This is a genomic window from Shinella sp. (assembly GCF_049651085.1).
Taxonomy (GTDB): domain Bacteria; phylum Pseudomonadota; class Alphaproteobacteria; order Rhizobiales; family Rhizobiaceae; genus Shinella.
Genome location: NZ_JBASBL010000027.1, coordinates 656,337 through 679,207 on the forward strand (window position 1 = coordinate 656,337; position 22,871 = coordinate 679,207).

Here is a 22,871-nt window from a genome sequence, read left to right on the forward strand (position 1 = left end):
TCGCCAGCCGGCAGAGACGCCCGCCCGCCGCCCCGGTTTTCCTGTCCGCGCCGGCAGGCGCTGTTTTAGCGTACCGGAATGAGTGGTGATGGGGGCTATATTTGCCTGCAGGAGTATGATTGTATTTCGAAAATGGCAGCCGGCATCACCGGGTGCCCGAAGGACAATCGTTAAAAAACGGGGAACTGGAAATGAACAGGGAAAAGATCTCGATGCATATTCGCCCGCTGCTCGCCGGTGCGGCCTTCTCGCTGCTGCTCGTCTCGGGCGGCGTGGCGCCGGCCTTCGCTGAAACGCCGGCCGATACGCTGGTCCAGGCCTGGGCGATCGACGATACGATCACGCTCGACCCGGCCGAATCCTTCGAGCTGAGCCCCGCCGAATTCATCGGCAACGCCTATGACATGCTGGTGCGTCTCGACGTCGCCGACACGACCAAGGTCAAGGGCGGCATCGCCGACAGCTGGACCGTTTCCGACGATGGCCTCACCTATACGTTCAAGCTGAAGCCGGGCATCAAGTTCGCTTCCGGCAATCCTATCACCGCCGAGGACGTCGCCTGGTCCTTCGAGCGCGCCGTCAAGCTCGACAAGAGCCCCGCCTTCATCCTCACCCAGTTCGGCCTGACGGGCGACAACGTCACGGAAAAGGCCAAGGCCGTGGATGAGGCCACTTTCGTCTTCACCGTCGACAAGGCCTACGCGCCGAGCTTCGTGCTGAACTGCCTGACCGCGACGGTGGGCGCCGTACTCGACAAGAAGCTGGTGATGGAACACGCCGAATCCACCACACCGAGCGATGAGTACAAATACGATACCGATTTCGGCTATGCGTGGATGAAGACCAACTTTGCCGGCTCCGGCCCGTTCAAGATCCGCGACTGGCGCGCCAATGAAATCCTCGTCATGGAGCGCAACGACAACTACTACGGCGACAAGCCGGCGCTCGCTCGTGTCATCTACCGACACGTCAAGGAAAGCGCGACCCAGCGCCTGATGCTGGAAGCCGGTGACGTCGACGTCGCCCGCAACTTGGAGCCGGGTGACTACGAAGCTGTTTCCAAGAATACCAGCCTTACCACGGCCAGCGCGCCGAAGGGCACGGTCTATTACATCAGCCTCAACCAGAAGAACGAGAACCTCGCCAAGCCGGAAGTGCGCGAGGCCCTCAAGTATCTCGTCGACTATGACGCCATCGGGGCGACCCTCATCAAGGGCATCGGCGAAATTCGCCAGACCTATCAGGCCAAGGGTGTGCTCGGTGCGCTGGATTCCAACCCGTACAAGTTCGACGTCGCCAAGGCCAAGGAACTGCTGGAAAAGGCGGGTCTGAAGGACGGTCTGTCCGTCACTTTCGACGTGCGCAACACGCAGCCCGTGACGGGCATTGCCGAATCCTTCCAGCAGACCGCTGGTCAGGCCGGCGTGAAGGTCGAGATCATCCCCGGCGACGGCAAGCAGACGCTCACCAAGTACCGCGCCCGCAACCACGATATGTATATCGGCCAGTGGGGCATGGACTACTGGGATCCGAACTCGAACGGCGAAGCCTTCACCTCGAACCCGGACAATGGCGACGAGGCCTCGGTCAAGACGCTCGCCTGGCGCAATGCCTGGGACATCCCGCAACTGACGGAAGAGGCCAAGGCAGCGCTTCTCGAGCGTGACAACGACAAGCGCGCGGAGATGTACAAGAAACTGCAGCAGGAAGCGCTGGACACCAGCCCCTTCGTCATGATCTTCCAGCAGATCGAAGTAGCCGGGGTGCGTGGCGTAGTGAAGAACTACAAGCTCGGTCCGACCATGGATACGAACTTCCTTGCGACGGTGAACAAGGAATAGGCCTGAAGGATCGGTTCCTTGAGCACTGCTGAAAGCCAAATGCCGGAAAGGCGCGCCAATCGGCGCGCCTTCACGATCCTCAAATCGGTCGCCGGCTTCGTCGTGGTCGTCGCGACCACCTATCTCGGCCTTCTCGCCGTGACCTTCTTCATCGGCCGCGTCGTGCCGATCGATCCGGTGCTGGCGATTGTCGGCGACCGGGCGCCGGAGCACGTCGTTGAGCGCGTGCGCCAGGAGATGGGCTTCAACCTGCCGTACTACCAGCAATTTCTCCTGTATGTGAAAGGCGTTTTGCAGGGCGATTTCGGCACGTCGGTGCTCACCACAAATCCGGTGATGACCGACATCCGCCGCGTCTTCCCGGCGACCATGGAGCTTGCCACGGTAGGCACAGTCATCGGCGCTTCATTGGGAATTCCGCTCGGCGTCCTGGCGGCCGTCAAGCGCGGCAGCCTTGTCGACCAGATCGTGCGCATCATCGGCCTTGTCGGATATTCGGTGCCGATCTTCTGGCTCGGCCTTCTGGCGCTCCTTGTCTTCTATGCCCGCCTCGGCTGGGTCTCCGGCCCCGGCCGCATCGACGTGGTGTTCGAATATACCTTCACGCCGGTCACCGGTTTCTATCTGCTCGACGCGATCATCAACCGCGACTGGGCGGCCTTCCGCGATATCTTTTCGCACATCATCCTGCCGGCCTCGCTGCTCGGCTATTTCTCCATGGCCTATATCAGCCGCATGACGCGTTCCTTTATGCTCAACGAGCTGGGGCAGGAATACATTGTCGCGGCGCGTGCGAAAGGCCTGTCGGAAACCCGCATCATTTGGGGCCATGCACTGCGCAATGCCGCCGTGCCGCTCGTCACGGTGATCGCGCTCTCCTATGCCGGCCTTCTGGAAGGCTCTGTGCTGACGGAAACCGTCTTCGCCTGGCCGGGCCTTGGCCTCTACATTACCAATTCCCTGCAAAACGCCGACATGAACGCGGTGCTCGGCGGCACCATCGTCATCGGTTCCGTCTTCATCGCCATCAATCTTCTCTCCGACGTGCTTTACCGCATGCTCGATCCCCGAACGAGGACGCGATGAGCGAAGTCGCCATGACCCGCCGCGAATGGCTTTTGACCGACCGGCCGCAATCGCGCCTGCAGGCCCGGCTCGGCCGCGCCTATGTCGCCTGGCGGCGCTTCACCGCCAACCGGCTCGCCGTCCTCGGCCTGCTGATCATCCTCGGCCTCGTCTTCCTTGCCATCTTCGCGCCGCTGCTCGCGCCCCATTCGCCCTATGTCGGCGACCTTGCGAATGCCCGCCTGCAGGCGCCGGGGGCGGTCCACTGGCTCGGCACGGACGACCAGGGCCGCGACATCCTCTCTCGCCTCATCTACGGTTCGCGCCTCACCTTGCAGGTCGTGCTGCTGGTGGCGATCATCGCCGCGCCCCTCGGCCTTCTCGTCGGCACGGTCGCCGGCTATGCGGGCGGCTGGGTGGATGCGGTGCTGATGCGTATCACCGACATTTTCCTCGCCTTTCCCAAGCTCGTCCTGGCGCTTGCCTTCGTCGCGGCGCTCGGCCCGGGCATCGGCAATGCCATCATCGCCATCGCCATCACCTCCTGGCCCCCCTATGCGCGTATCGCGCGGGCCGAGACGCTGACAGTGCGCAATTCGGATTATATTCTGGCCGTGCAGCTGATGGGGGCGTCCCCGTGGCGCATCGTGCTGCGCCATATCATGCCACTGTGCATTTCCTCGCTCATCGTGCGCGTGACGCTCGACATGGCGGGCATCATCCTTACGGCGGCGGGCCTCGGCTTCCTCGGCCTTGGCGCACAGCCGCCGCTGCCCGAATGGGGTGCGATGATCGCCTCCGGCCGCCGCTTCATTCTCGATCAATGGTGGGTCGCCGCCATGCCCGGCTTTGCCATCCTCATCGTCAGCCTCGGCTTCAACCTTCTCGGTGACGGCCTTCGCGATGCGCTCGATCCGCGCGGGAGCGGCCAGTGAGCGCGCTCCTTCACGTCGAAGACCTTCGCGTCTCCTTCCCGACGCGCACCGGCCTTATCGAGGCCGTGCGCGGCGTCTCCTTCACGCTCGGCCGCGAGCGGCTCGGTATCGTCGGAGAATCCGGCTCGGGTAAGTCTCAGACCGGCCGCGCCATCATGGGCCTTACGGCGGAACACGGCGATATCGCCGCAAAGAGGCTGGAATTCAACGGGATCGACCTTCTCAAGGCGTCGAGGGCCGAACGGCGGGCGCTGCGCGGCAAGCGCATCGCGATGATCCTGCAGGACCCGAAATATTCGCTCAACCCGGTCATGACCATCGGCCGGCAGATCGTCGAGACGCTTCGCACGCATGAGCCGGTGGGGCGGGTGGAGGCGAGGAAGCGTGCGCTCGACATGCTCGCGGCCGTGCAGATCCGTGATCCCGAGCGCGTCTACGACCTCTATCCGCACGAAGTGTCGGGCGGCATGGGCCAGCGCGCCATGATCGCCATGATGCTGATCGCCGGGCCGGAACTGCTGATCGCCGACGAGCCGACCTCGGCGCTCGACGTGACGGTGCAGCTCGACGTGCTTGATATCCTCAACAGGCTCGTCGCCGACCGGGGCATGGGGCTGATCTTCATTTCACACGACCTTCGGCTTGTCTCCTCCTTTTGCGACCGCGTCATCGTCATGTATGCGGGCCGCATCGTCGAGGAACTGCCGGCCGCGCAGCTTTCCGAGGCGAAGCACCCCTATACGCGGGGGCTTCTCAACTGCATGCCGCAGATCGGCGCCGGGAGGCATCCGCTGCCCGTGCTCGACCGCAAACCGGAGTGGAGCTTATGACGCCGGCTCTCACGATCGACAGCGTCAGCGTCGTCTATGACGATTTCACGGCGCTGGACAATGTCAGCCTTTCGGTCGCGTCCGGCGAGTCATTCGGGCTGGTCGGCGAATCCGGTTCCGGCAAGTCGACGCTTCTGCGCGCCCTGGCAGGGCTTGCGCCGGTTTCCGCCGGCACGATCACCGTCGATGGCAAGGTGCTCGGCCGCAAGCGCGACAAGGCCTTCTACCGGCAGGTCCAGATGGTGTTCCAGGATCCCTACGGATCTCTGCATCCGCGCCAGACCGTCGACCGGCTGCTTCTGGAGCCGCTTGCCGTTCATGGCTTCGACGATACCGAGAACCGTATCGTGCGGGCGCTCGAAGAGGTGGGACTCGGCTCCGGCTTCCGCTTCCGCTATTCGCACCAGCTTTCCGGTGGCCAGCGCCAGCGCGTGGCGATCGCCCGCGCGCTGATCCTCGAACCGTCCATCCTGCTGCTCGACGAGCCGACCTCGGCACTCGACGCCTCGGTTCAGGCCGAAGTGCTGAACCTGCTCGAGCAACTGCGTGCCGCCCGCAAGCTCACCTTCGTCATGGTCAGCCACGACCTTGCCGTCGTCACCCATATGTGTGATCGGCTGATGGTCATGCAGTATGGACGCACGGTTGAGGAGCTGTCCTCCGCGGATCTTTCGGAGCGCAGGGTGACTGAAGATTACACGCGTGGCCTGCTCGCCGCGAGCGAAGGGTTCCGGCGCAGCGGCTGATCCAGGATGTCGCCTGTAAATAAATTGTGTTCAAACTTCAAATGCATGAACAAATTGTAGCGCAAATCCGTTACTATATTTGCATCGGGTGAGAAACGAATCACACTCGCCCAGCAAGCGTGGGGGTGTTTCCATGGCAACCGCTGGCAGCGACATTTTCGACCTCTTTTCCAAAACTTACGCGAGTACGGCGCAGGAAGAACTGAGCCTTCAGGAATACCTGCTCGCCTGCCGTGAAGACCGAACGATGTACGCCACCGCACCGGAGCGGATGGTGACGGCCATCGGCGAGCCCAAGCTGGTCGATACCAGCGCGGACGAACGCCTCGGGCGCATCTTCGCCAACCGGACCATCAAGCTCTATCCCTCCTTTGCCGATTTCTTCGGCATGGAAGACACCGTCGAGAGGATCGTCGGCTACTTCCGCTATGCCGCGCAGGGTCTGGAGGAACGCAAGCAGATCCTTTACCTGCTCGGGCCCGTCGGCGGCGGAAAGTCGTCGCTCGCCGAGCGCCTGAAGAAGCTGATGGAGGAGCAGCCGATCTACACGCTCGCCATCGACGGCAAGGTCAGCCCGGTATTCGAATCTCCACTCGGCCTTTTCAGCCGCGAGCGGATGGGCGATCTTCTGGAGGAGAAGTATGGCATCGCCAAGCGACGCCTCACCGGGCTCATCTCGCCCTGGGCGACGAAGCGGCTCGACGAGATTGGCGGCGACATTTCCAAGTTCAGCGTCGTCAAGCTCATGCCTTCCCGGCTGCGCCAGATCGGCATCGCCAAGACGGAGCCCGGCGACGAGAACAACCAGGACGTCTCGGCGCTGGTCGGCAAGGTCGATATCCGCCAGCTCGAGAATTTCAGCCAGGCCGATCCCGATGCCTATTCCTTCAGTGGCGGTCTCAACCGCACGACGCAGGGCCTGCTCGAGTTTGTCGAAATGTTCAAGGCGCCTATCAAGGTGCTGCACCCGCTGCTGACCGCCACGCAGGAGGGCAGCTACAACGGCACGGAGAACTTCGGCTCCTTCCCCTATCAGGGCATCGTGCTCGCCCATTCCAACGAGTCGGAATGGCTGCAGTTCAAGCACAACAAGAACAACGAGGCTTTCCTCGACCGTATCCTCGTCGTGAAGGTGCCCTATTGCCTGCGCGTGACCGAGGAGCGGCTGATCTATGAAAAGCTGCTGCGCGAGAGCGAATTGTCCAATAGCCCCTGCGCGCCGGAAGTCCTTGAAAATCTCAGCCGCTTCACCGTCGCCACGCGTCTTGCGGCGCATGAGAACTCGCCGACCTATACCAAGATGCGCGTCTATGACGGCGAGAACCTGAAGGACACCGATCCGAAAGCGAAATCCCTGCAGGAATATCGTGACGCCGCCGGCGTCGACGAAGGCATGCGGGGCATCAGCACGCGCTTCGCCTTCAAGGTCCTGTCGGAAACCTTCAACTACGATACCAGGGAGGTCGCGGCCGACTCGGTTCACCTGATGTACATTCTCGAGCAGGCGATCCGGCGGGAACAGTTTCCCAAGGAGATCGAGGCGGGCTATCTCGATTTCATCCGCTCGGAACTGGCGGCCCGCTATGCCGAGTTCATCGGTCATGAAATCCAGAAGGCCTATCTGGAATCCTATAGCGAATACGGCCAGAATCTCTTTGACCGCTACATCTCCTATGCGGATGCCTGGCTGGAAGATCAGGACTTCAAGGACCCCGACACGGGGCAGATCCTCAACCGCGACATCCTCGACAGCGAGCTGTCGCAGATCGAGAAGCCCGCCGGCATTGCCAACCCCAAGGACTTCCGCAACGAGGTCGTCAAGTTCACCCTGCGCGCCCGCGCCCGCAATGGCGGACGCAATCCGGCCTGGACGAGCTACGAAAAGCTGCGCGAAGTCATCGAGAAGCGTATGTTCGGTCAGGTGGAGGATCTGTTGCCGGTCATCAGTTTCGGCTCGAAGAAGGACAGCTCCACCGAGAAGCAGCACGCCGAATTCGTCGAGCGGATGACCGAGCGCGGTTATACCGTTCGTCAGGTCCGGCGCCTCGTCGACTGGTACATGCGCGTCAACAAGGCCGGCTGACGACACCGGCGCAGTTCCGGCAAGAGCGTGAACTGGTTTGCGTCCGCAGTTGCGTAAAGGTTTTGGAGCGGGGACTGGCAAATGCCGAATTTCATCGATCGCCGCCTGAACCCCAAGGACCGCAGCCTCGGTAACCGGCAGCGCTTCCTGAAACGGGTGCATGACGAATTGAAGCGGTCGATCCGCGATCAGGTCAAGTCGGACCGGATCGCCGACGTGGACGCCGCCCATGGCGTCCCCGTTCCCCGGCGCGGCGCCGACGAGCCGAGTTTCCGCCATTCCGCCGACAGCGGCGAGCGGCATCATGTGCTGCCCGGCAATGAAAGCTTTTCGGCTGGCGACCGGATCGCCAAGCCGCAGGCCGGCGGCGGCGAGGGGAGCGGGCGCGGCCCCGGGCGGGGCGAGGGGGACGACGACTTTCTCTTCGTCCTGTCGCGCGATGAGGTGCTGGATCTCTTCTTCGAGGATCTTGAGCTTCCCGACATGGTCAAGCTCAACCTCAAGGAGACCGTATCCTACAGGTCCCATCGCGTCGGCTTCACGACCTCGGGCACGCCGAGCAACATCAATGTCGGGCGCACGATGCGCAACAGTTACGGGCGGCGCATCGCGCTCGGGCGGCCGAGCGAGCAGGAATACTTGGAGGTCGTAGGCGAGATCGCCGCGCTGGAAGAGGAAGCGAACCCTTCCCAGCCGCAGCGCCGGCGGCTGGCGGAACTGCGGGCGGTATTGGACGGCCTTGAACGGCGGCGCAAGCGCATCGCCTATGTCGATCCCGTCGATGTGCGCTTCAACCGCTTCGAGCGCCTGCCGATGCCGAATGCCAGTGCGGTGATGTTCTGCCTGATGGACGTCTCGGCCTCGATGGGCGAGCGTGAGAAGGATCTGGCAAAACGCTTCTTCGTTCTGCTCCACCTGTTTCTCAAGCGCCGCTACGAGCGCATCGATATCGTCTTCATCCGCCACACCGACGAGGCGCGGGAGGTAGACGAGGAAACCTTCTTCTTCAGCAAGCAGAGCGGCGGCACGATCGTCTCGACGGCGCTGGAGGAAATGCAGCGCATCATCCTCGACCGCTATCCGTCGAACATCTGGAACATCTACGCGGCCCAGGCCTCGGACGGCGACAATGCCTCCGGCGACTCCGACCTCTGCGCCACGCTCCTGCGGGACGAGTTGATGAAGCTCTGCCAGTATTATGCCTATGTCGAGATCATCGACGAGCGTGAGAGCGAGATCTTCGGCACGACGGACAACGGCACCTCCCTCTGGCGCGCCTATCGCATCGTCGACGGCGCGGTGCCGAATTTCCAGATGACGCGCATCGCCCGGCCCGCCGATATCTATCCGGTGTTCCGCAAGCTCTTTGCCCGTCAACCCGTCGCATTGCGCGCCTAGGGGAGGATCGCATGGCAAGCCGTCCGTCCTCCCCACTGCTGTTTGAAAGTTCCGAGTGGAGCTTTGCGTCGCTATCGCACGCCTATGATGCCATTGAGGAAATTGCAGTCGGCGAAATGGGGCTGGACGTCTATCCGAACCAGATCGAGGTCATCTCCTCCGAGCAGATGCTGGATGCCTATTCCTCCATCGGCATGCCGCTGATGTACCAGCACTGGTCCTTCGGCAAACGGTTCGTCTTCGAAAGCCATTTCTACCGCAAGGGCTGGCGGGGGCTCGCCTATGAGCTGGTCATCAACTCCAATCCTTGCATCACCTATCTCATGGAAGAAAACACCATGCCGATGCAGGCGCTGGTGACCGCGCATGCCGCCTTCGGCCACAACCATTTCTTCAAGAACAACTACCTCTTTCGCCAGTGGACCGATGCCGGCGCGATCCTCGGCTATATGGACTTCGCCAAGAAATACATCGCCAAGTGCGAGGAGCGGCACGGGCTGGCCGCCGTGGAGGAAATTCTCGATTCCGCCCATGCGCTGATGGATCAGGGCGTCTTCCACTATCGCCGGCCGCCCCGGCTATCGCCCGCCAAGGTGACGGAGCGGGCGCGCGAGCGGCTGGAATACGAAGAGCAGACCTATAGCGACCTGTGGCGGACCTTGCCGATGGCGACCGGCACCGTCAGCATTGCAGAGGCGGAAGAAGAGGCGCTCGAGCGCAAGAAGGCGCTGAGCCTTCCTGAAGAAAACCTGCTCTACTTCCTCGAAAAGCACAGCCTGATCCTCGAGCCCTGGCAAAGGGAAATTCTCAGGATCGTCCGCGTCATCGCGCAATATTTCTATCCGCAGGGCCAGACCAAGGTGATGAACGAGGGATGCGCCACCTACGTGCACTATACGATCATCAACCGGCTTTTCGATCAGGGCAGGATGAGCGAGGGCGCCATGCTGGAACTCCTGGCGAGCCATGCCAATGTCGTCTTCCAGCCGGGCTTTGACGACCGGCGCTATTCCGGCATCAATCCTTATGCGCTTGGCTTTGCCATGATGCAGGATATCGAGCGCATCTGCACGAAGCCGACCACCGAGGACCGGGACTGGTTTCCCGACATTGCCGGCAACGGCGACGCGATGGGCACGCTGATCGACGCGTGGGAGAACCACCGCGACGAATCCTTCATCCTGCAATATCTGAGCCCGGCGCTGATCCGCAAATTCCGCCTTTTCCATCTGTCCGACCGCGCCAGGGACCGGTTCTGCCAGGTTGCCTCCATCCACGACGAGCGGGGCTATTCGGAAGTGCGCGCAGCGCTCTCCCGCCTCTATGATCCGGGAGCCAACAGACCGGATATCCAGGTGGTCGACGTCGATCTTCTCGGCGACCGGCAATTGCGGCTGCGCCACACCGTCAAGAGCGGCCTGCTTCTGGAAGTGCCGAACCGCGATGCGACCCTCGCCCATATCCGCCGGCTCTGGGGCTATGGTGTGAGCCTTGAAGGTGTCGAGGCAATCACCGGCAAGATTCTCTACGAGTGTGTGTCGGACGAGGCGTGACTGGTGCGATCAGGCTCGCGGCATGCCCGTCGGCCGCAAATGGCGGCGCAGGGCTGCGATGCGGAAGATCGCATTGGCCGCGCCATAGCCGCGATAGCCCCGGCGTTCCACGATCTCGAAGAAGAACCCCTCATGGTAGGTGGGGCTGTAGAGCTGGAAATATTCGCCGTGCTCGTCCCGGTCATAGAGGATATTGCGCGCCTGCAGCCGCTCGGTGAGCTCGGGATCGAGGCCGAAACGGGCCTCGAGATCGTCATAGTAGTTGCGTGAAATCTCAAGCGCGACGAAGCCGTTCGCGGCCAGTGCGTCGGCGGTGGCGAAAATGTCGCTGGTGGTGAAGGCGAGGTGTTGGATGCCCGAGCCGAAGGTCTCCGTGATGAAGCGCCCGGCAACCGTGTTGCGATTCTCCGCGCCGTTCATGGTGATACGCAGCGACCCTTCCTCGTTTTCCACGGCCTGGCTGCGCACGAGGCCGGACGGATCGACGATGTCGACCATCGGCGTCTTTTCGGCCTCGAAGATCGAGGTGTAGAACAGCAGCCAGGTCAGAAGCTCGTCATAGGGCATGGTCTGGGCGACGTGGTCGATGCCCCGCAGCCCGGCATCGCGCGCATATTCGGTATTGGGCACAGGCTCGAATTCGATGTCCCAGATGCGCGACAGGTCGCTCGTCCGGTCGAGGAAATAGAGAATGCCGCCGCCGACGCCACGCACGGCGGGCATCTCGATCTCGCCGGGATCGATCGGCTGCGCGAAGGCTTCCGCGCCGAGCGCGATGGCGCGTTGCTGCGCCGCCCGGGCATCCTCGACCAGAAGGCCCATCGCATAGGCGGAGGTTCCATGCACCAGATAGGAGGAGGAGGCGAAGCCGCGCTCGTCCGCATTGACGACCAGCCTGATCTCGCCCTGCCGAAACACGGTAACGTTCTTGGTCTTATGGCAGGCGTCACGATGAAAGCCGAGCGTCGCGATCATGGCCTCTATATCCGGCGCTTCTGAAGCGTCCACCGTGAACTCGATGAAGGCGACACCCTCTACACGGCTGCGCGCCGGCATGTCCGGCACGGCGAGGGGCAAGCCCGGATTGGCACGCCGCACCTGGTCGCCGAGATAGAGCAGGGACCGGTGCCCGTCGGCGGCGATGGCGCTGGGCGAACCACCCCGGAACTGGTCGTTGAAGATCTCCAGCGAAAGGTAGCCATCGTAGCCCGTCTCGGCGACGGCGGCCATGAAGTCCTCGACGGGCAATTCGCCTTCGCCCGGCATGTTGCGGAAGTGCCGGCTCCAGTAGAGGAGGTCCATGTCTATCTTCGGCGCATCGGCAAGCTGAATGATGAAGATCTTCTCCTTCGGGATCGAACGGATCGAGTTGACGTCGATCCTGCGCGCCAGTGTGTGGAAACTGTCGAGGATCAGCCCGATATTGGGATGGTCGGCGCGGCGCACGATCTCCCACGCATCGCGGTGGTCGTTGATATGCCGGCCCCAGGCAAGCGCTTCGTAGCCGACCCTGAGGCCGCGCTTTGCTGCGCGCTCGCCCAACTCGCGAAAATCGGCGGCAGCGCGGTCGAGCCCGCCGAGAGCGGCGCTGGAGACGTTCGAGCAGACGAGGACGAGGTCGGTCCCCATTTCCTGCATGAGGTCAAACTTGCGTTCGGCCCGGTCGAAGGTGCGGCTGCGCAGCGGCTCGGGCATGCCCTCGAAATCGCGGAAGGGCTGGAACAGGGTGATTTCCAGGCCGAAATCCCGCACCATGCGGCCAAGCTGTCGCGGGCTCTCGTCGAAGACAAGGAAGTCGTTCTCGAAGATCTCAACGCCGTCGAAGCCGGCCTTGGCAATGGCCCCGAGCTTTTCGCGCAGATCGCCGCTGAGCGAGACGGTTGCGATTGAGGTCTTCATGACGGCATTCCCTTCAGCGGGCGAGGGTGTTGAAATGAACCAGCATGCGTGCGGCGTCCGGTTCGCGCCGGGTGAACAGGCGGAACGCGCCGACGGCCTGGTAGACAGCCATGCCGCCCCCGTCGAGCGTCTGGCAGCCGCGCCGTCGCGCCTCACGCAGCAGGGCGGTTTCGAGCGGGAAATAGACGACCTCGGCCACCCAGTGCCGGGGCGAAAGGAGGTCGGCTGGCAACGGAAGGCCGGGATATTTCGCCATGCCGGTCGGCGTTGCGTGCACGAGGCCGGCAACTGCCTGCATTGCAGCACCCAGATCGTGCGCGACCTCGATCACGGTATCCGGGAAGAGCGCGGTCATGGTCTGTGCGAGCGATGCCGCGCGCTCCGTCTCCCGGTCGAAGATGAGAAGCGACCGCAGGCCGAGCGACAGGAGCGCATAGGCGGTGGCGGCACCCGCGCCGCCCGCGCCGAGCTGCAGGGCGGATGAAAGGTCCGCATGCGGCAGCCCCTCGCGGAAGCTTTCGGCAAAGCCCCACCAGTCGGTGTTGTGGCCATGACGCTTGCCGTCGCGCAGCACGACGGTGTTGACCGCGCCCAGATCGCGGGCTTGCGGCGAGAGATCGTCGAGAAAGGCTATGACGCTCTGCTTGCAGGGATAGGTGATGTTGAGCCCGGAAAGCCCGCGCGCCTCCGCTTCATCGAGCAGACGCGGCAGATCCTCCGGCGTCGCGCCGATCTGACTGAGGTCGATCAGCTCGTATTCATAGGAGAAGCCCTGCGCCTCGCCCTCGCGCATATGCATGGCGGGGGTCAGTGATGCCTGAATACCGGAACCGATCAGCCCGGCCTTCATCGGTTTGAGCAGCGTCTCGTTCATCTCTCGAAATCCATTGGGGAAAGGTCCGGCCCACCGGTGCGGGTGGGCCGGTTCGCGGGCTCTACTTGCCGCGGATCGTTTCGAGTTCATTGAAGAGCGCGGAGACCGTCTCCTGGCCGATCTCGGCGCTGAACTTGTCGATCAGCGGCTTGACGGCGTCGCGCAGTCTCTGGGTTTCCTCGGCCGACAGCTCGCCGACTTCCATGCCCGTGGCCTTGATGTCCTCAAGCGCCTTGGCGTCAAGCTCGCGAGAGATCTTGCGCTGGTAGTCGCGGGCTTCCGTTGCGGCGGACTGGAAGACTGCCTTTTCCTCGTCGTTCAACCCGTCCCAGGTCTTCTTGCTGATCAGTACGATCTGCGGATTGTACTGGTGACGGGTGACCGTCATGTATTTCTGCACTTCGTAGAATTTGGCATTGAGGATGTTGGCGGCCGGATTTTCCTGGCCATCGACGGTGCCGGTTTCGAGTGCGGTGTACAGCTCGGTATAGGGCAGCGGCACGGCGTTCGCGCCGAGGCTGTTGAACAGCTCGATCGGGATCGGCGACTGGATCGTGCGGATCTTCAGCCCGTTGATGTCCTCCAGCTTGGTGATCTGGTGGCGGTTGTTGGTGACGTTGCGGAAACCGAGTTCCCAATAACCAAGGCCGATGAGGCCCGTATCGGGCAGAAGCTCCATCAGGCCGGTGCCGAAGGAACCGTCCATCACCTTGTCGGCTTCCTCGCCGCTGTTGAAGAGGAAGGGCAGGTCGACGGCGCCGAACTGCTTGACGTTGCTGGCGAGAATGCCGGCGTTCAGCACGGTCATCTCGATGACGCCGCCCTGCAGCGCCGAAACGGTCTGCACGTCGCCTCCCAGTACGCCGCCTGGGAAGAGCTTGACCTCGATTTTGCCGCTGCTTTTTTCCTTGATCAGCTCTGCAAATTTCTCCATGCCGGTCACCTGCGGGTGACCCTTGTTGTTGGCAGCCGCGAACTTGATCTGGTGTTCCCGGATTTCGGCCGAAGCCGGAAGGGCGGCGAGCACGGCCAGCGGCATGATGGCCCCGAAAGCCAGTTTCCTTAATGTATAGAGCATGTTTTCCTCCCAGGTTTGGCCGCGCCTTCGCGCTTGGCCGGTTGAAACCTCGTCGCTCAATTGCTCAACAGCGCCACGGGAACCGTGACGAGCTGAGGAAACAGGACGAGCAGCAGAAGCACGATGATTTCGGCGATGAGGAAGGGCATCACGCCCTTCATCAATTGTTCCATGTTCAGTTTGGCGACCCCGCAGATGACGTTGAGCACGGTGCCGACCGGCGGTGTGATCAGGCCGATGGAGTTGTTGATGATGAAGAGGACGCCGAAATAGACGGGATCGATGCCGGCCTCCTTGATGACGGGCATCAGCACCGGCGTCATGATCAGGATGGTCGGCGTCATGTCCATGGCGGTCCCCACCAGGATGACGAGGGCCATGATCGCGAGCAGAAGCAGCGTCTGATTGTCCATCAGCGGTTCGAGCAGGGAGACCAGTTCGCCCGGAACGTCGGCGACGGTGACCAGCCAGGCCGACACAGACGCGCAGGCGACCAGGAACATGACGACCGAAGTGATCTTGGCGGCAGAAACAAAGACGCCGAAAAGCTTCGTGGGCGGCAGCTCGCGGTAGATGACCATCGAGACGAACAGCGAATAGACCGCTGCGACGACACCGGCCTCGGTCGGCGTGAATACGCCGAATTTCAGGCCGAAAATGATGATGACCGGCAGCATCAGCGCCCAAATGGCGTCGACGAATGCCTTGAGGCGCAGCGCGCCGCTCTGGCGCGGCGGGAGGGTAAACTGCTCCTTGCGGGCGACGAACAGCCAGGTGATACACAGCGCTGCGGCAATCATCAGCCCGGGAAAAATGCCGGCGAGGAAGAGCTTGGTGATCGAGACCCCGCCTATGACGCCATAGAGGATGAAGCCGATGGAGGGCGGAATAATCGGCCCGATGATCGAGGCGGAGGCGATGAGCCCGCCTGTACGCGCCGGGTCATGGCCGGATTTCACCATCATCGGATAGAGCAGGGCGCCGAGTGCCGCCGCATCGGCCACTGCCGAACCGGACAGGCTCGACAGGATACAGGCTGCGAAGATGGCGACGAAACCCAGCCCGCCGCGGATATGGCCGACCAGGGCCATGGCGAGGTCCACGATGCGGCGCGACAGGCCGCCGGTGTTCATCACCTCGCCCGCCAGCAGGAAGAACGGCACGGCCATCAGCGGAAAGCTGTCGGCGCCGTTGAGCACGTTCTGGGCGACGATCTGCGCGTCGAAGAGGCCGAGATACATCATCAGGGCGACGCCGCTGATGATGAGGGCGAAGGCGATCGGCACGCCGAGCGCCATGGGAACGAGAAGCGCGCCAAGGAAGATCGATACGGTCATCGGCGCGGCCTCAATGCTTGACGAGCGGGGCGGGGAGGGGTGAAGCGGGCTGCTGCTCCAGTGCCAGTTCGTCTTCGCTTTCCTTGACGAATTCCGTTGTGGCGACATCGATACGGCCCGTAATCACGCCGAGCATGTCCCACAGGATGAGCAGGAGGGCGGGCACGCCGAAGGCAAGGCCGGCGCCGTAGAAGAAGCCCATCGAGATGCCGGTTGCCGGTGCGGAGACATGAAGGTTGATCAGCGTCTGGGTCCAGCTTCCGCTGATCATCAGCCAGGTGGCCCATAGCATGAGCGCCTGCCCGCAAAGCACCGCGATACGGGCGCTGGCGGGCGGCATGCGGCGAAGAAGGGTATCGACCCCGAGATGCCCGTGCTCGTGCATCGCCACGACCGCGCCGAGAAAGGTCAGCCAGAGAAAGAGGATGCGCGAGAGTTCTTCCGAATAGGTGATGCCGGTGTTGAAGGCGTAGCGCAGGACGACATTGCCGAAGACCATCACGACCATGCCTGCAAGCAGTGCGGCGATCGTGGCCTTCAGCGCCAGGAAACAGAAATCGATAATGCGAACCATTGCGCTCCTCCCAAAGCCTGATGCCGCGCATGCGGCCCGTTCGTTCCTAGCGCAGGTCCGATGCAGAGCGTTAGGGGCACGGTGCCATGACGATCTCCTCCTGATCGGTATGGTGCATTCAAAATGTACGAACTAGTACGTATGTCAAGCGGCCTCTCTTGAAAGAGCCCCGAAACCCCAATATGACTTGCCTGAGAGGTGGGAGACGGGCGTCGCTGGTACGCCAGTTTGGGTGTGATTTTCCTGATGAAAATCAAGGTGATTGCGGAGGCCGGCGGAGGAACGGTGGCGAGGGCGGAAAAAAGTCGGAAAAACGATCCGGGGCGCACGCAAGAGGATATCCTCGTCGTCGCGACTGAGGAATTCGCGACTCATGGCCTTGCCGGCGCACGCGTTGATGCCATCGCGGAGCGCACGCGCTCCTCCAAGCGCATGATCTACTACTATTTCGGCGGCAAGGAGGGACTCTATCTCTCTGTTCTGGAACGTGCCTATCGCAAGATCCGCACGCTGGAAGAAGATCTCAAACTGGCGAGCCTCGCGCCGGAGGAAGCACTGCGCACGCTGATTTCCAGCACTTTCGAGCACGACGAGGCCAATCCCGATTTCGTGCGCCTTGTCAGCATCGAGAACATTCATCACGCGGCTCACATGCTGCGCTCGGAGGCGATCCGCGACCTCAATGTCTCGGTTATCGAGACGATCGCCGGCATTCTGGAGCGCGGGCTTGCCACCGGTGTATTCACCCGGCAGGCCGACCCGATCGACGTCCACATGCTGATCAGCGCCTTCTGCTTTTTCCGCGTCTCCAACCGCTATACATTCGGTACGATCTTCCGCCGGGACCTTTCCGAGCCTGAGACGATGACCCGCCACAAGGGCATGATCGCTGACGCTGTCATCACCTATCTCAAGGGCTGACTGCCGGGCCTCTGTGGAAAACCGTCTTTCCGGCGCCGCTAGCCTTGCCCCCTGCCGCGCACGGCGGTCGGCACGATGCCGAAGTGGCGGCGGAAGGCGGTGGCGAAATTGGCGGCGCTCGTATAGCCGGCGATGGCGCTCGCTTCCTGCACCGTGACGTCGCCGCGTTCGAGCGCGGCATGGGCGCGCTCCAGCCGGACCCTGCGCACGTAGTCGAAGACGCTGTGGTTTTCCGTGGCGCGGAACAGGCGTTGCAGGCCGCTTGCGCTGATGCCCGCCTCGCGGGCGATGGTTTCCACGCTGAGCGGCTCGGCGCCGCGACTGGCGATGAAATCCTTGGCGCGCCGCAGGCAGACTGCATCCTGCCGCGTCATGAGGGCGCCACCGGCATCGCGGCGATCCGCCTGGAGCATGGCCGCCATGGTCTCCGCCACCAGTTCCACGGCGCGACCTTCGAGATAGAGGTCGCGCAATTCCGGAATGAGCGGGGAAGGGATGAAAATCTGGCGTACAAGCTCGACCATGCGCGGCGTCAGCGTCCAGCGGTGCTCGGCGAGATGGTTGCGCAGCAGGCGCGTGCCGCCCGGCGTATCGGCAATCGCTTCGAGGGCGTCGCGGTGCAGCCATTCGGGCGAGGCCGACACCACGAGATGGCGCAGGTGCTGGCGCCCGCGCGAGGCGCGCGCAAAATTTTCCGGGCAAGTATTCATGATGGCGACGCCGCGCGCCACGCCGCGATCGGCCTGGAACGCGAACTGGCGGTCGCCGATGGAAAGATCGACGCTGCCTTCCAGGAAGAAGATGCAGGAAAGCTCTTCCGGCAGCATGGACGTGGCGGTAAAGGCGCGCTCCTCGATGGCGTCGCTGACATGCAGCACCAGTCCCTGCCGCAGTTCGCGGTGCAGGAATGCGCCCTTCATCAGCGTGTCGTCGAGGCCGAGCCGGTCGTCGGGGCTGTCGAGCGCGATGCCGTCATGGCGCATGAAATCGCGCACGCGGACGTGTCCGTCGCTCACCTGGTTTCCGGCATCGCCCTGTGCGGCCGCCATCCCTGATCCTTCAATTGCGCGGTGCTCGCTGCCACGAATGCCCGCGATGGTTAGCGAAGCTTCACCCGCGGCGGAGATTTCTCCGCTCGCAAAGGTTTTTGCGTGTCAGGCAAAGGAACCGACATTGTCGCTCATGCGATTGTTGCCCTAGGAATAGCTTAACTTGATTCATGTGGTCAAGTTTAAGAAAAGCTATACGCGGTTGGGGCTGATGATGCGTTTGGAACAGATGATGGGGATGATGGCAACGATGACGGCAAGGCGTGCGATGGCGCGCAAACGCCTGTGGCGCGCCTCGACCGTGGCACTTGCCGTTGCGGCCGTCGCCGGCCCGGCGCTGGCGCAGGATGCGGGGACGACGACGCTCCAGGCCATCACCGTCGATGGCGGCGAGGGAAACCCGAAGGGGCCGGACCAGGGCATCGTCGCAAAACGCAGCCTCAGCGCCTCGAAAACGGACACCTCGCTGCGTGAGACACCGCAGGCGATCAGTGTCGTGACGCGCGATCAGATGGATGCGCAGGGCGCGGGCACCGTCGCCGAGGCGCTACGCTATACGCCGGGCGTGCTTCCCGATCCGAACGGCTACGACATCCGGTACGACTGGCTCTATATCCGCGGTTTCAATGCCTATGGCACGATGTGGCTCGACGGTCTCATCCTGCCGGGCGATCCGAGCAATTACGCGACGCCCAGCGTCAATTCCTTCGCGCTGGAGCGCATAGACGTCATCAAGGGGCCGGCCTCGGTGCTCTATGGCCGCGCCGTGCCGGGCGGCCTCGTCAATCAGGTCAGCAAGCGACCGCAGGAAACGGCCAGAAACGAGGTGGGCCTTCAGACCTCCTCGCATGGCGGTCTTCAGGGCACGCTCGACATGACCGGCCCGCTGACGCAGGACGGCGACTGGCTCTATCGCATCATCGCCCTTGGAAAGAACATGGGAAGCCAGGTCGACCGCGAGCGCGAAAAGCAGCTCATGCTGGCGCCGAGCCTCACCTGGGCTCCGACGGACCAGACCTCGCTCACGCTCTACGGTTCCTATCAGAAGGATCGCCCGCTCTTCTCGCCGCGCTTCTATCCGGCCATCGGCACGCTGATCGACAGCCCCTTCGGACAGATTCCGCGCGATATCTATTTCGGCGATCCGAATGCGGAGGTTTTCGAGCGGGATTTCTTCACGCTCGGCTATGAATTCGAGCACGAATTCAACGAGACGTGGACGGTGCGGCAGAACCTGCGCTACGGCCAGTCCGACCAGTACATGTTCCTGGCGCTGATCAATCCGGCCTTCGCGTACCAGCCGGACGGACACACGCTGAACCGCGCCTCGGCCGTGTCGGACGACTGGGTTTCGACCTTCAACGTGGATACGCAGCTCGAGGCGCGCTTCGATACCGGCGCATTCGACCACACGCTGCTGCTGGGCCTTGATTACCTGCGGGCGAATTCCTCGACCAATTTCGGCAATGGTATGGGCGTGCCGCCCCTGGACCTGCTCAACCCGCAATATGGCACCGCGCCCATCGCCGTACCTGCCGTCCAGCGCTCAGGCTTGCAGGAGCAACAGCAGATCGGCCTCTATGCGCAGGACCAGATCCGTTACGACAACTGGGTCGGCACGTTCGGCATGCGCTATGATTTCTCCGACATCAAGACGACGGACCGGATGAAATCGCCCGAGGTCGTCACCACCAATGACGACCAGCGACTGACCTGGCGGGCGGGCCTCACCTATCTCTTCGACAATGGTCTGGCGCCCTATGCCAGCTACTCGACGTCGTTCCTGCCGACGCTCGGCCTGGATGCCAATCTCAAGCCGATGAAAGCACAGACGGCCGAGCAGTTCGAGATCGGCTTCAAGTATGAGCCAACGGGCGGTCGCGGGCTCGTCACGGTCTCGCTGTTCGACATGACGCTGGAAAACGCGTTGTCGAACATCGGCATGAACCAGTATCTCCAGATAGGCGAGCAGCGCGTGCGTGGCCTAGAAGTTGAGGGCAAGTATGAGCTGACGCCGGAACTCAGCCTGCTTGCTTCTTACGCCTACTCGGATTCCGAGGTGACCAAATCCCGCAACGCCGTCGAACTCGGCCGTGAGATGCTGCGCCTGCCGGAACATCAGGGCAGCTTCTGGATCACCTACCAGCCGAGCTACATCGAAGGCCTGACGCTGAATGCCGGGGCACGGGCCACGTCGTCCTACCAGACGGACAGCACCTATCGGGCTGACCTGCGCATACCGGCAAAGGCGCTCGTCGATATCGGCGCGGAATACGACTTCGGCGCAATCGACAAGGACTTCGCCGGCACGAAGCTCAGGGTCAATGTGACCAACCTGTTCGACAAGGAGTATGTCTCCCATTGCCTCAACATCACGGGCGGAAGCTGCAACTACGGCGCGGGCCGCGCTATCACCGCGAGCCTGAAATATTCGTGGTGATGGCAGAGCGCAGCAAAAAAACGACGTCGGGAGGGCTTGCCGGGCTGCCGGCGGCCCTCTGTCGGCTGTTGGCGCTGTGCGTGCTGCTGATGGCGACCTTCGCCATGCCGGCGTGGGCTGAAATCGTCCTGTCGGATGCCGCGGGCCGCGAGGTGCGCCTTGCCGCTCCGGCGCAGCGCATCGCCACGAACGAGAGCCTCATCCTGATATCGCTTGCCCTCGTCGATCCCGATCCGGTCGGCCGCATTGCCGGCTGGGCGGCGCCGCAGCGCATCGATCGCGGCATGTACGAGGCCTATCGACGGCGGTTTCCGGCACTCGACGCCATTCCTGCCGTGGGATCCGTCCTGCCGGCAAAGACCTCTGTCGAGGCGATCCTGTCCGTCAAGCCGGATCTCTTCGTCGTCTCGATCTGGGAGACGGGCTGGACCGAGGCGGCCGCCACGCTGGAAGCGGCCGGCGTGCCCGTCCTTTTCCTCGACGGCCCGGTCAACGACGGCAAGGGGCCGGCGGAAACAACGGCCTTCTCCGTCGAACTGATCGCAAAGGCGGTCGGCCAGGAGAGCAAGGGCAGGGCATTCGGCGATTTCCTGCGCGCCCGCTACAAGCGCATCACGGATCGCACGGCAACCGTCACGCCGGTTTCGGTGCTGGTCGATGCCCATGCCGGCGCGACCTGCTGCTCGACGCCCGGCAAGGGCAACCGCATGACGGATTATCTTGGCCTTGCCGGCGGCCAGAGCATCGGCGCGGACGTGCCCGGCTATGACGGCCAGCTCAGCCCGGAATATGTGCTCGGCGCCGACCCCAAGGTCTATATCGCGACCGGGGGACCGCACCTTGCCGCGCAGGGCGGCCTCGTGCTCGGCGGCGGAGTTTCCGCCGAGGCGGCGCATGAATCCTTCGCCGACATTCTCGGCAAGGGTATGCGCGACGCGCTGACGGCGGTGCACGAGGGCAGGGCCCACGCCGTCTCTCACCAGCTTTCGATTTCGGTGCTCAACATCCTCGTCTTCGAGTGTTTCGCCAAATGGATGCATCCCGATCTTTTCGCCGATGTCGATCCTGCGGAGACACTTGCCGAGATCAACGCGAATTTCCTGGCGGTGCCGCTTGAGGGCACCTTTTGGATCGATTTCAAGCCGCAGTAAGGACAGCGACATGCAAGGCAGAGAATACACCGCACAGGCCCTGATTGCCCTCAGCAATCCCGACCCCGTCATCGCGGAATTCTGCGACCACATGGTCGAGCACAATGCCGTGGTGAGCGAGGGGCCGGATGGCCCGGTGCTACGGCTCGGCGCCATTCGCGCACGGTTCACCCGTGAAGGAGAGGCGACGCTGGTCGAAGTCGCCGCGCCGGACCTCGAAGGTCTCTACCTCGCCCGCATGTCCGTTGCCTCGCATATCCTGGAATTTGCCGGCGACAATCCGCCGAATATCGCCTGGACGGGGGATGGCGGGGAGATTGTCCGCCCGCCGAATTTCCAGATTCTCGGCGTCGTTGCCTGCCGGACGCTGACGCCGCATATGCGCCGGCTGACGCTTGCCGGAGAAAATGTCGCGCGCTTCGCCGGGCTCGAAGCGCTACATCTCAATCTCATGGTGCAGCGGCCGGAAGCGGAGGAGCCGCAATGGCCCCACGTCGGCGCGAACGGCGTGATTGCTTGGGAGCGGCCGCACCTTCGCCCTCTCATGCGCAAATATACGGTTCGCTCGCTCGATCTGGCCGCCGGCACGCTCGAAATCGATTTCGTGCTGCATGACGATGCCGGGCCGGGCTCGGCCTTTGCCGAACGGGCGGCGGTCGGCGACCGGGTCGGCGTGGTCGGCCCCGGCGGCGGCGGCCTTGCCTCGGCCGATTGGTATCTCTTCGCCGGCGACGAAACCGCGCTGCCGGCCATTGCCCGCATGCTGGAGCATTTGCCGGCGGACGCGTGCGGCAAGGTCTTTCTCGAAGTGGCCGATGCAGCCGAGGTCCAGCCTCTGAGCGCTCCGCCCGCGGTCGCAATCGAATGGCTGTTTCGCGATGGACGGGCGGCCGGCAGCACGATGCTGCTCATCGACGCGATACGGGGCACCCTCTTCCCGGAAGAGGGGAAGAAGGTCTATCTCTGGGCCGGCTGCGAATTCGAGGCGTTCCGGGCGATCCGTGCCTTCGCCCGGCAGGAAAAGCGCCTGCCGAACAGCGAGCACCTCGTCGTCTCCTATTGGCGGCGCGGCGCGGCCGAAGAGGACTGAGGCCGGC

The 22,871-nt window shown here is 63.0% G+C and carries 18 protein-coding genes; 12 read left to right on the plus strand and 6 right to left on the minus strand.

The genetic code is table 11. From position 1 onward, the window contains the following. Positions 1-191: 191 nt before the first annotated feature. From WA950_RS20390 to WA950_RS20425, 8 genes are all read left to right on the plus strand, one after another. Complete coding sequence (locus WA950_RS20390) at positions 192-1,841, plus strand: ABC transporter substrate-binding protein (RefSeq protein WP_424553548.1); 1,650 nt, start codon at positions 192-194, stop codon at positions 1,839-1,841. Positions 1,842-1,880: 39 nt separating this feature from the next. Continuing rightward, positions 1,881-2,927 (plus strand): ABC transporter permease, encoded by a 1,047-nt coding sequence (locus WA950_RS20395; RefSeq protein WP_424553609.1) that lies wholly within the window; start codon positions 1,881-1,883, stop codon positions 2,925-2,927. Further along, a complete protein-coding gene (gene nikC / locus WA950_RS20400; protein ID WP_424553549.1) occupies positions 2,924-3,841 on the plus strand; it encodes a nickel transporter permease in 918 nt (305 codons plus the stop codon). Before WA950_RS20395 ends, nikC begins: the two co-directional genes overlap by 4 nt. Further along, positions 3,838-4,671, plus strand: a complete 834-nt coding sequence (locus tag WA950_RS20405) for an ABC transporter ATP-binding protein (RefSeq protein ID WP_424553550.1) — start codon at positions 3,838-3,840, stop codon at positions 4,669-4,671. The genes nikC and WA950_RS20405 overlap by 4 nt, the downstream gene beginning before the upstream one ends. Further along, complete coding sequence (locus WA950_RS20410; protein ID WP_424553551.1) at positions 4,668-5,417, plus strand: ABC transporter ATP-binding protein; 750 nt, start codon at positions 4,668-4,670, stop codon at positions 5,415-5,417. The genes WA950_RS20405 and WA950_RS20410 overlap by 4 nt, the downstream gene beginning before the upstream one ends. 133 nt (positions 5,418-5,550) lie before the next feature. Further along, a complete protein-coding gene (locus WA950_RS20415; RefSeq protein WP_424553552.1) occupies positions 5,551-7,500 on the plus strand; it encodes a PrkA family serine protein kinase in 1,950 nt (649 codons plus the stop codon). Positions 7,501-7,581: 81 nt separating this feature from the next. Beyond that, positions 7,582-8,898, plus strand: coding sequence for a YeaH/YhbH family protein (locus WA950_RS20420; RefSeq protein ID WP_424553553.1), 1,317 nt, complete (start codon positions 7,582-7,584; stop codon positions 8,896-8,898). Positions 8,899-8,909: 11 nt separating this feature from the next. Next, on the plus strand, positions 8,910-10,451 hold the full coding sequence (locus WA950_RS20425) for a SpoVR family protein (RefSeq protein ID WP_424553554.1): 1,542 nt from the start codon (positions 8,910-8,912) through the stop codon (positions 10,449-10,451). Positions 10,452-10,460: 9 nt separating this feature from the next. Here the strand turns inward: WA950_RS20425 and WA950_RS20430 are convergent, their stop codons facing one another. The 5 genes from WA950_RS20430 to WA950_RS20450 form a co-directional block, all read right to left on the minus strand. After that, complete coding sequence (locus WA950_RS20430; RefSeq protein ID WP_424553555.1) at positions 10,461-12,350, minus strand: bifunctional sugar phosphate isomerase/epimerase/4-hydroxyphenylpyruvate dioxygenase family protein; 1,890 nt, start codon at positions 12,348-12,350, stop codon at positions 10,461-10,463. A 13-nt stretch (positions 12,351-12,363) separates the two neighbouring features. After that, positions 12,364-13,224 (minus strand): shikimate dehydrogenase, encoded by an 861-nt coding sequence (locus tag WA950_RS20435; protein ID WP_424553556.1) that lies wholly within the window; start codon positions 13,222-13,224, stop codon positions 12,364-12,366. A 61-nt stretch (positions 13,225-13,285) separates the two neighbouring features. Further along, positions 13,286-14,302 (minus strand): TRAP transporter substrate-binding protein, encoded by a 1,017-nt coding sequence (locus tag WA950_RS20440; protein ID WP_424553557.1) that lies wholly within the window; start codon positions 14,300-14,302, stop codon positions 13,286-13,288. 56 nt (positions 14,303-14,358) lie between these two features. After that, the gene (locus WA950_RS20445; RefSeq protein WP_424553558.1) at positions 14,359-15,639 is read right to left on the minus strand and encodes a TRAP transporter large permease; all 1,281 of its coding nucleotides are present in this window, start codon (positions 15,637-15,639) and stop codon (positions 14,359-14,361) included. A 10-nt stretch (positions 15,640-15,649) separates the two neighbouring features. Further along, positions 15,650-16,213, minus strand: coding sequence for a TRAP transporter small permease (locus WA950_RS20450; RefSeq protein ID WP_424553559.1), 564 nt, complete (start codon positions 16,211-16,213; stop codon positions 15,650-15,652). A gap of 246 nt (positions 16,214-16,459) precedes the next feature. Between WA950_RS20450 and WA950_RS20455 the strand changes: the two genes are divergently transcribed. Then, positions 16,460-17,134, plus strand: a complete 675-nt coding sequence (locus tag WA950_RS20455; RefSeq protein WP_424553560.1) for a TetR/AcrR family transcriptional regulator — start codon at positions 16,460-16,462, stop codon at positions 17,132-17,134. 38 nt (positions 17,135-17,172) lie between these two features. On the opposite strand, the gene WA950_RS20460 is transcribed toward WA950_RS20455, so the two are convergent. Next, positions 17,173-18,183 (minus strand): helix-turn-helix transcriptional regulator, encoded by a 1,011-nt coding sequence (locus WA950_RS20460; protein ID WP_424553561.1) that lies wholly within the window; start codon positions 18,181-18,183, stop codon positions 17,173-17,175. A 211-nt stretch (positions 18,184-18,394) separates the two neighbouring features. On the opposite strand from WA950_RS20460, the gene WA950_RS20465 reads away from it, so the two are divergent. Genes WA950_RS20465 through WA950_RS20475 form a run of 3 tightly spaced genes read left to right on the plus strand, consistent with a single transcriptional unit; the run spans position 18,395 to position 22,864 of the window. Next, positions 18,395-20,623 (plus strand): TonB-dependent siderophore receptor, encoded by a 2,229-nt coding sequence (locus WA950_RS20465; RefSeq protein WP_424553562.1) that lies wholly within the window; start codon positions 18,395-18,397, stop codon positions 20,621-20,623. Beyond that, the gene (locus WA950_RS20470; RefSeq protein ID WP_424553563.1) at positions 20,623-21,774 is read left to right on the plus strand and encodes an ABC transporter substrate-binding protein; all 1,152 of its coding nucleotides are present in this window, start codon (positions 20,623-20,625) and stop codon (positions 21,772-21,774) included. Before WA950_RS20465 ends, WA950_RS20470 begins: the two co-directional genes overlap by 1 nt. Positions 21,775-21,784: 10 nt before the next feature. After that, positions 21,785-22,864, plus strand: coding sequence for a DUF2218 domain-containing protein (locus WA950_RS20475; RefSeq protein ID WP_424553564.1), 1,080 nt, complete (start codon positions 21,785-21,787; stop codon positions 22,862-22,864). Positions 22,865-22,871 lie beyond the last annotated feature (7 nt).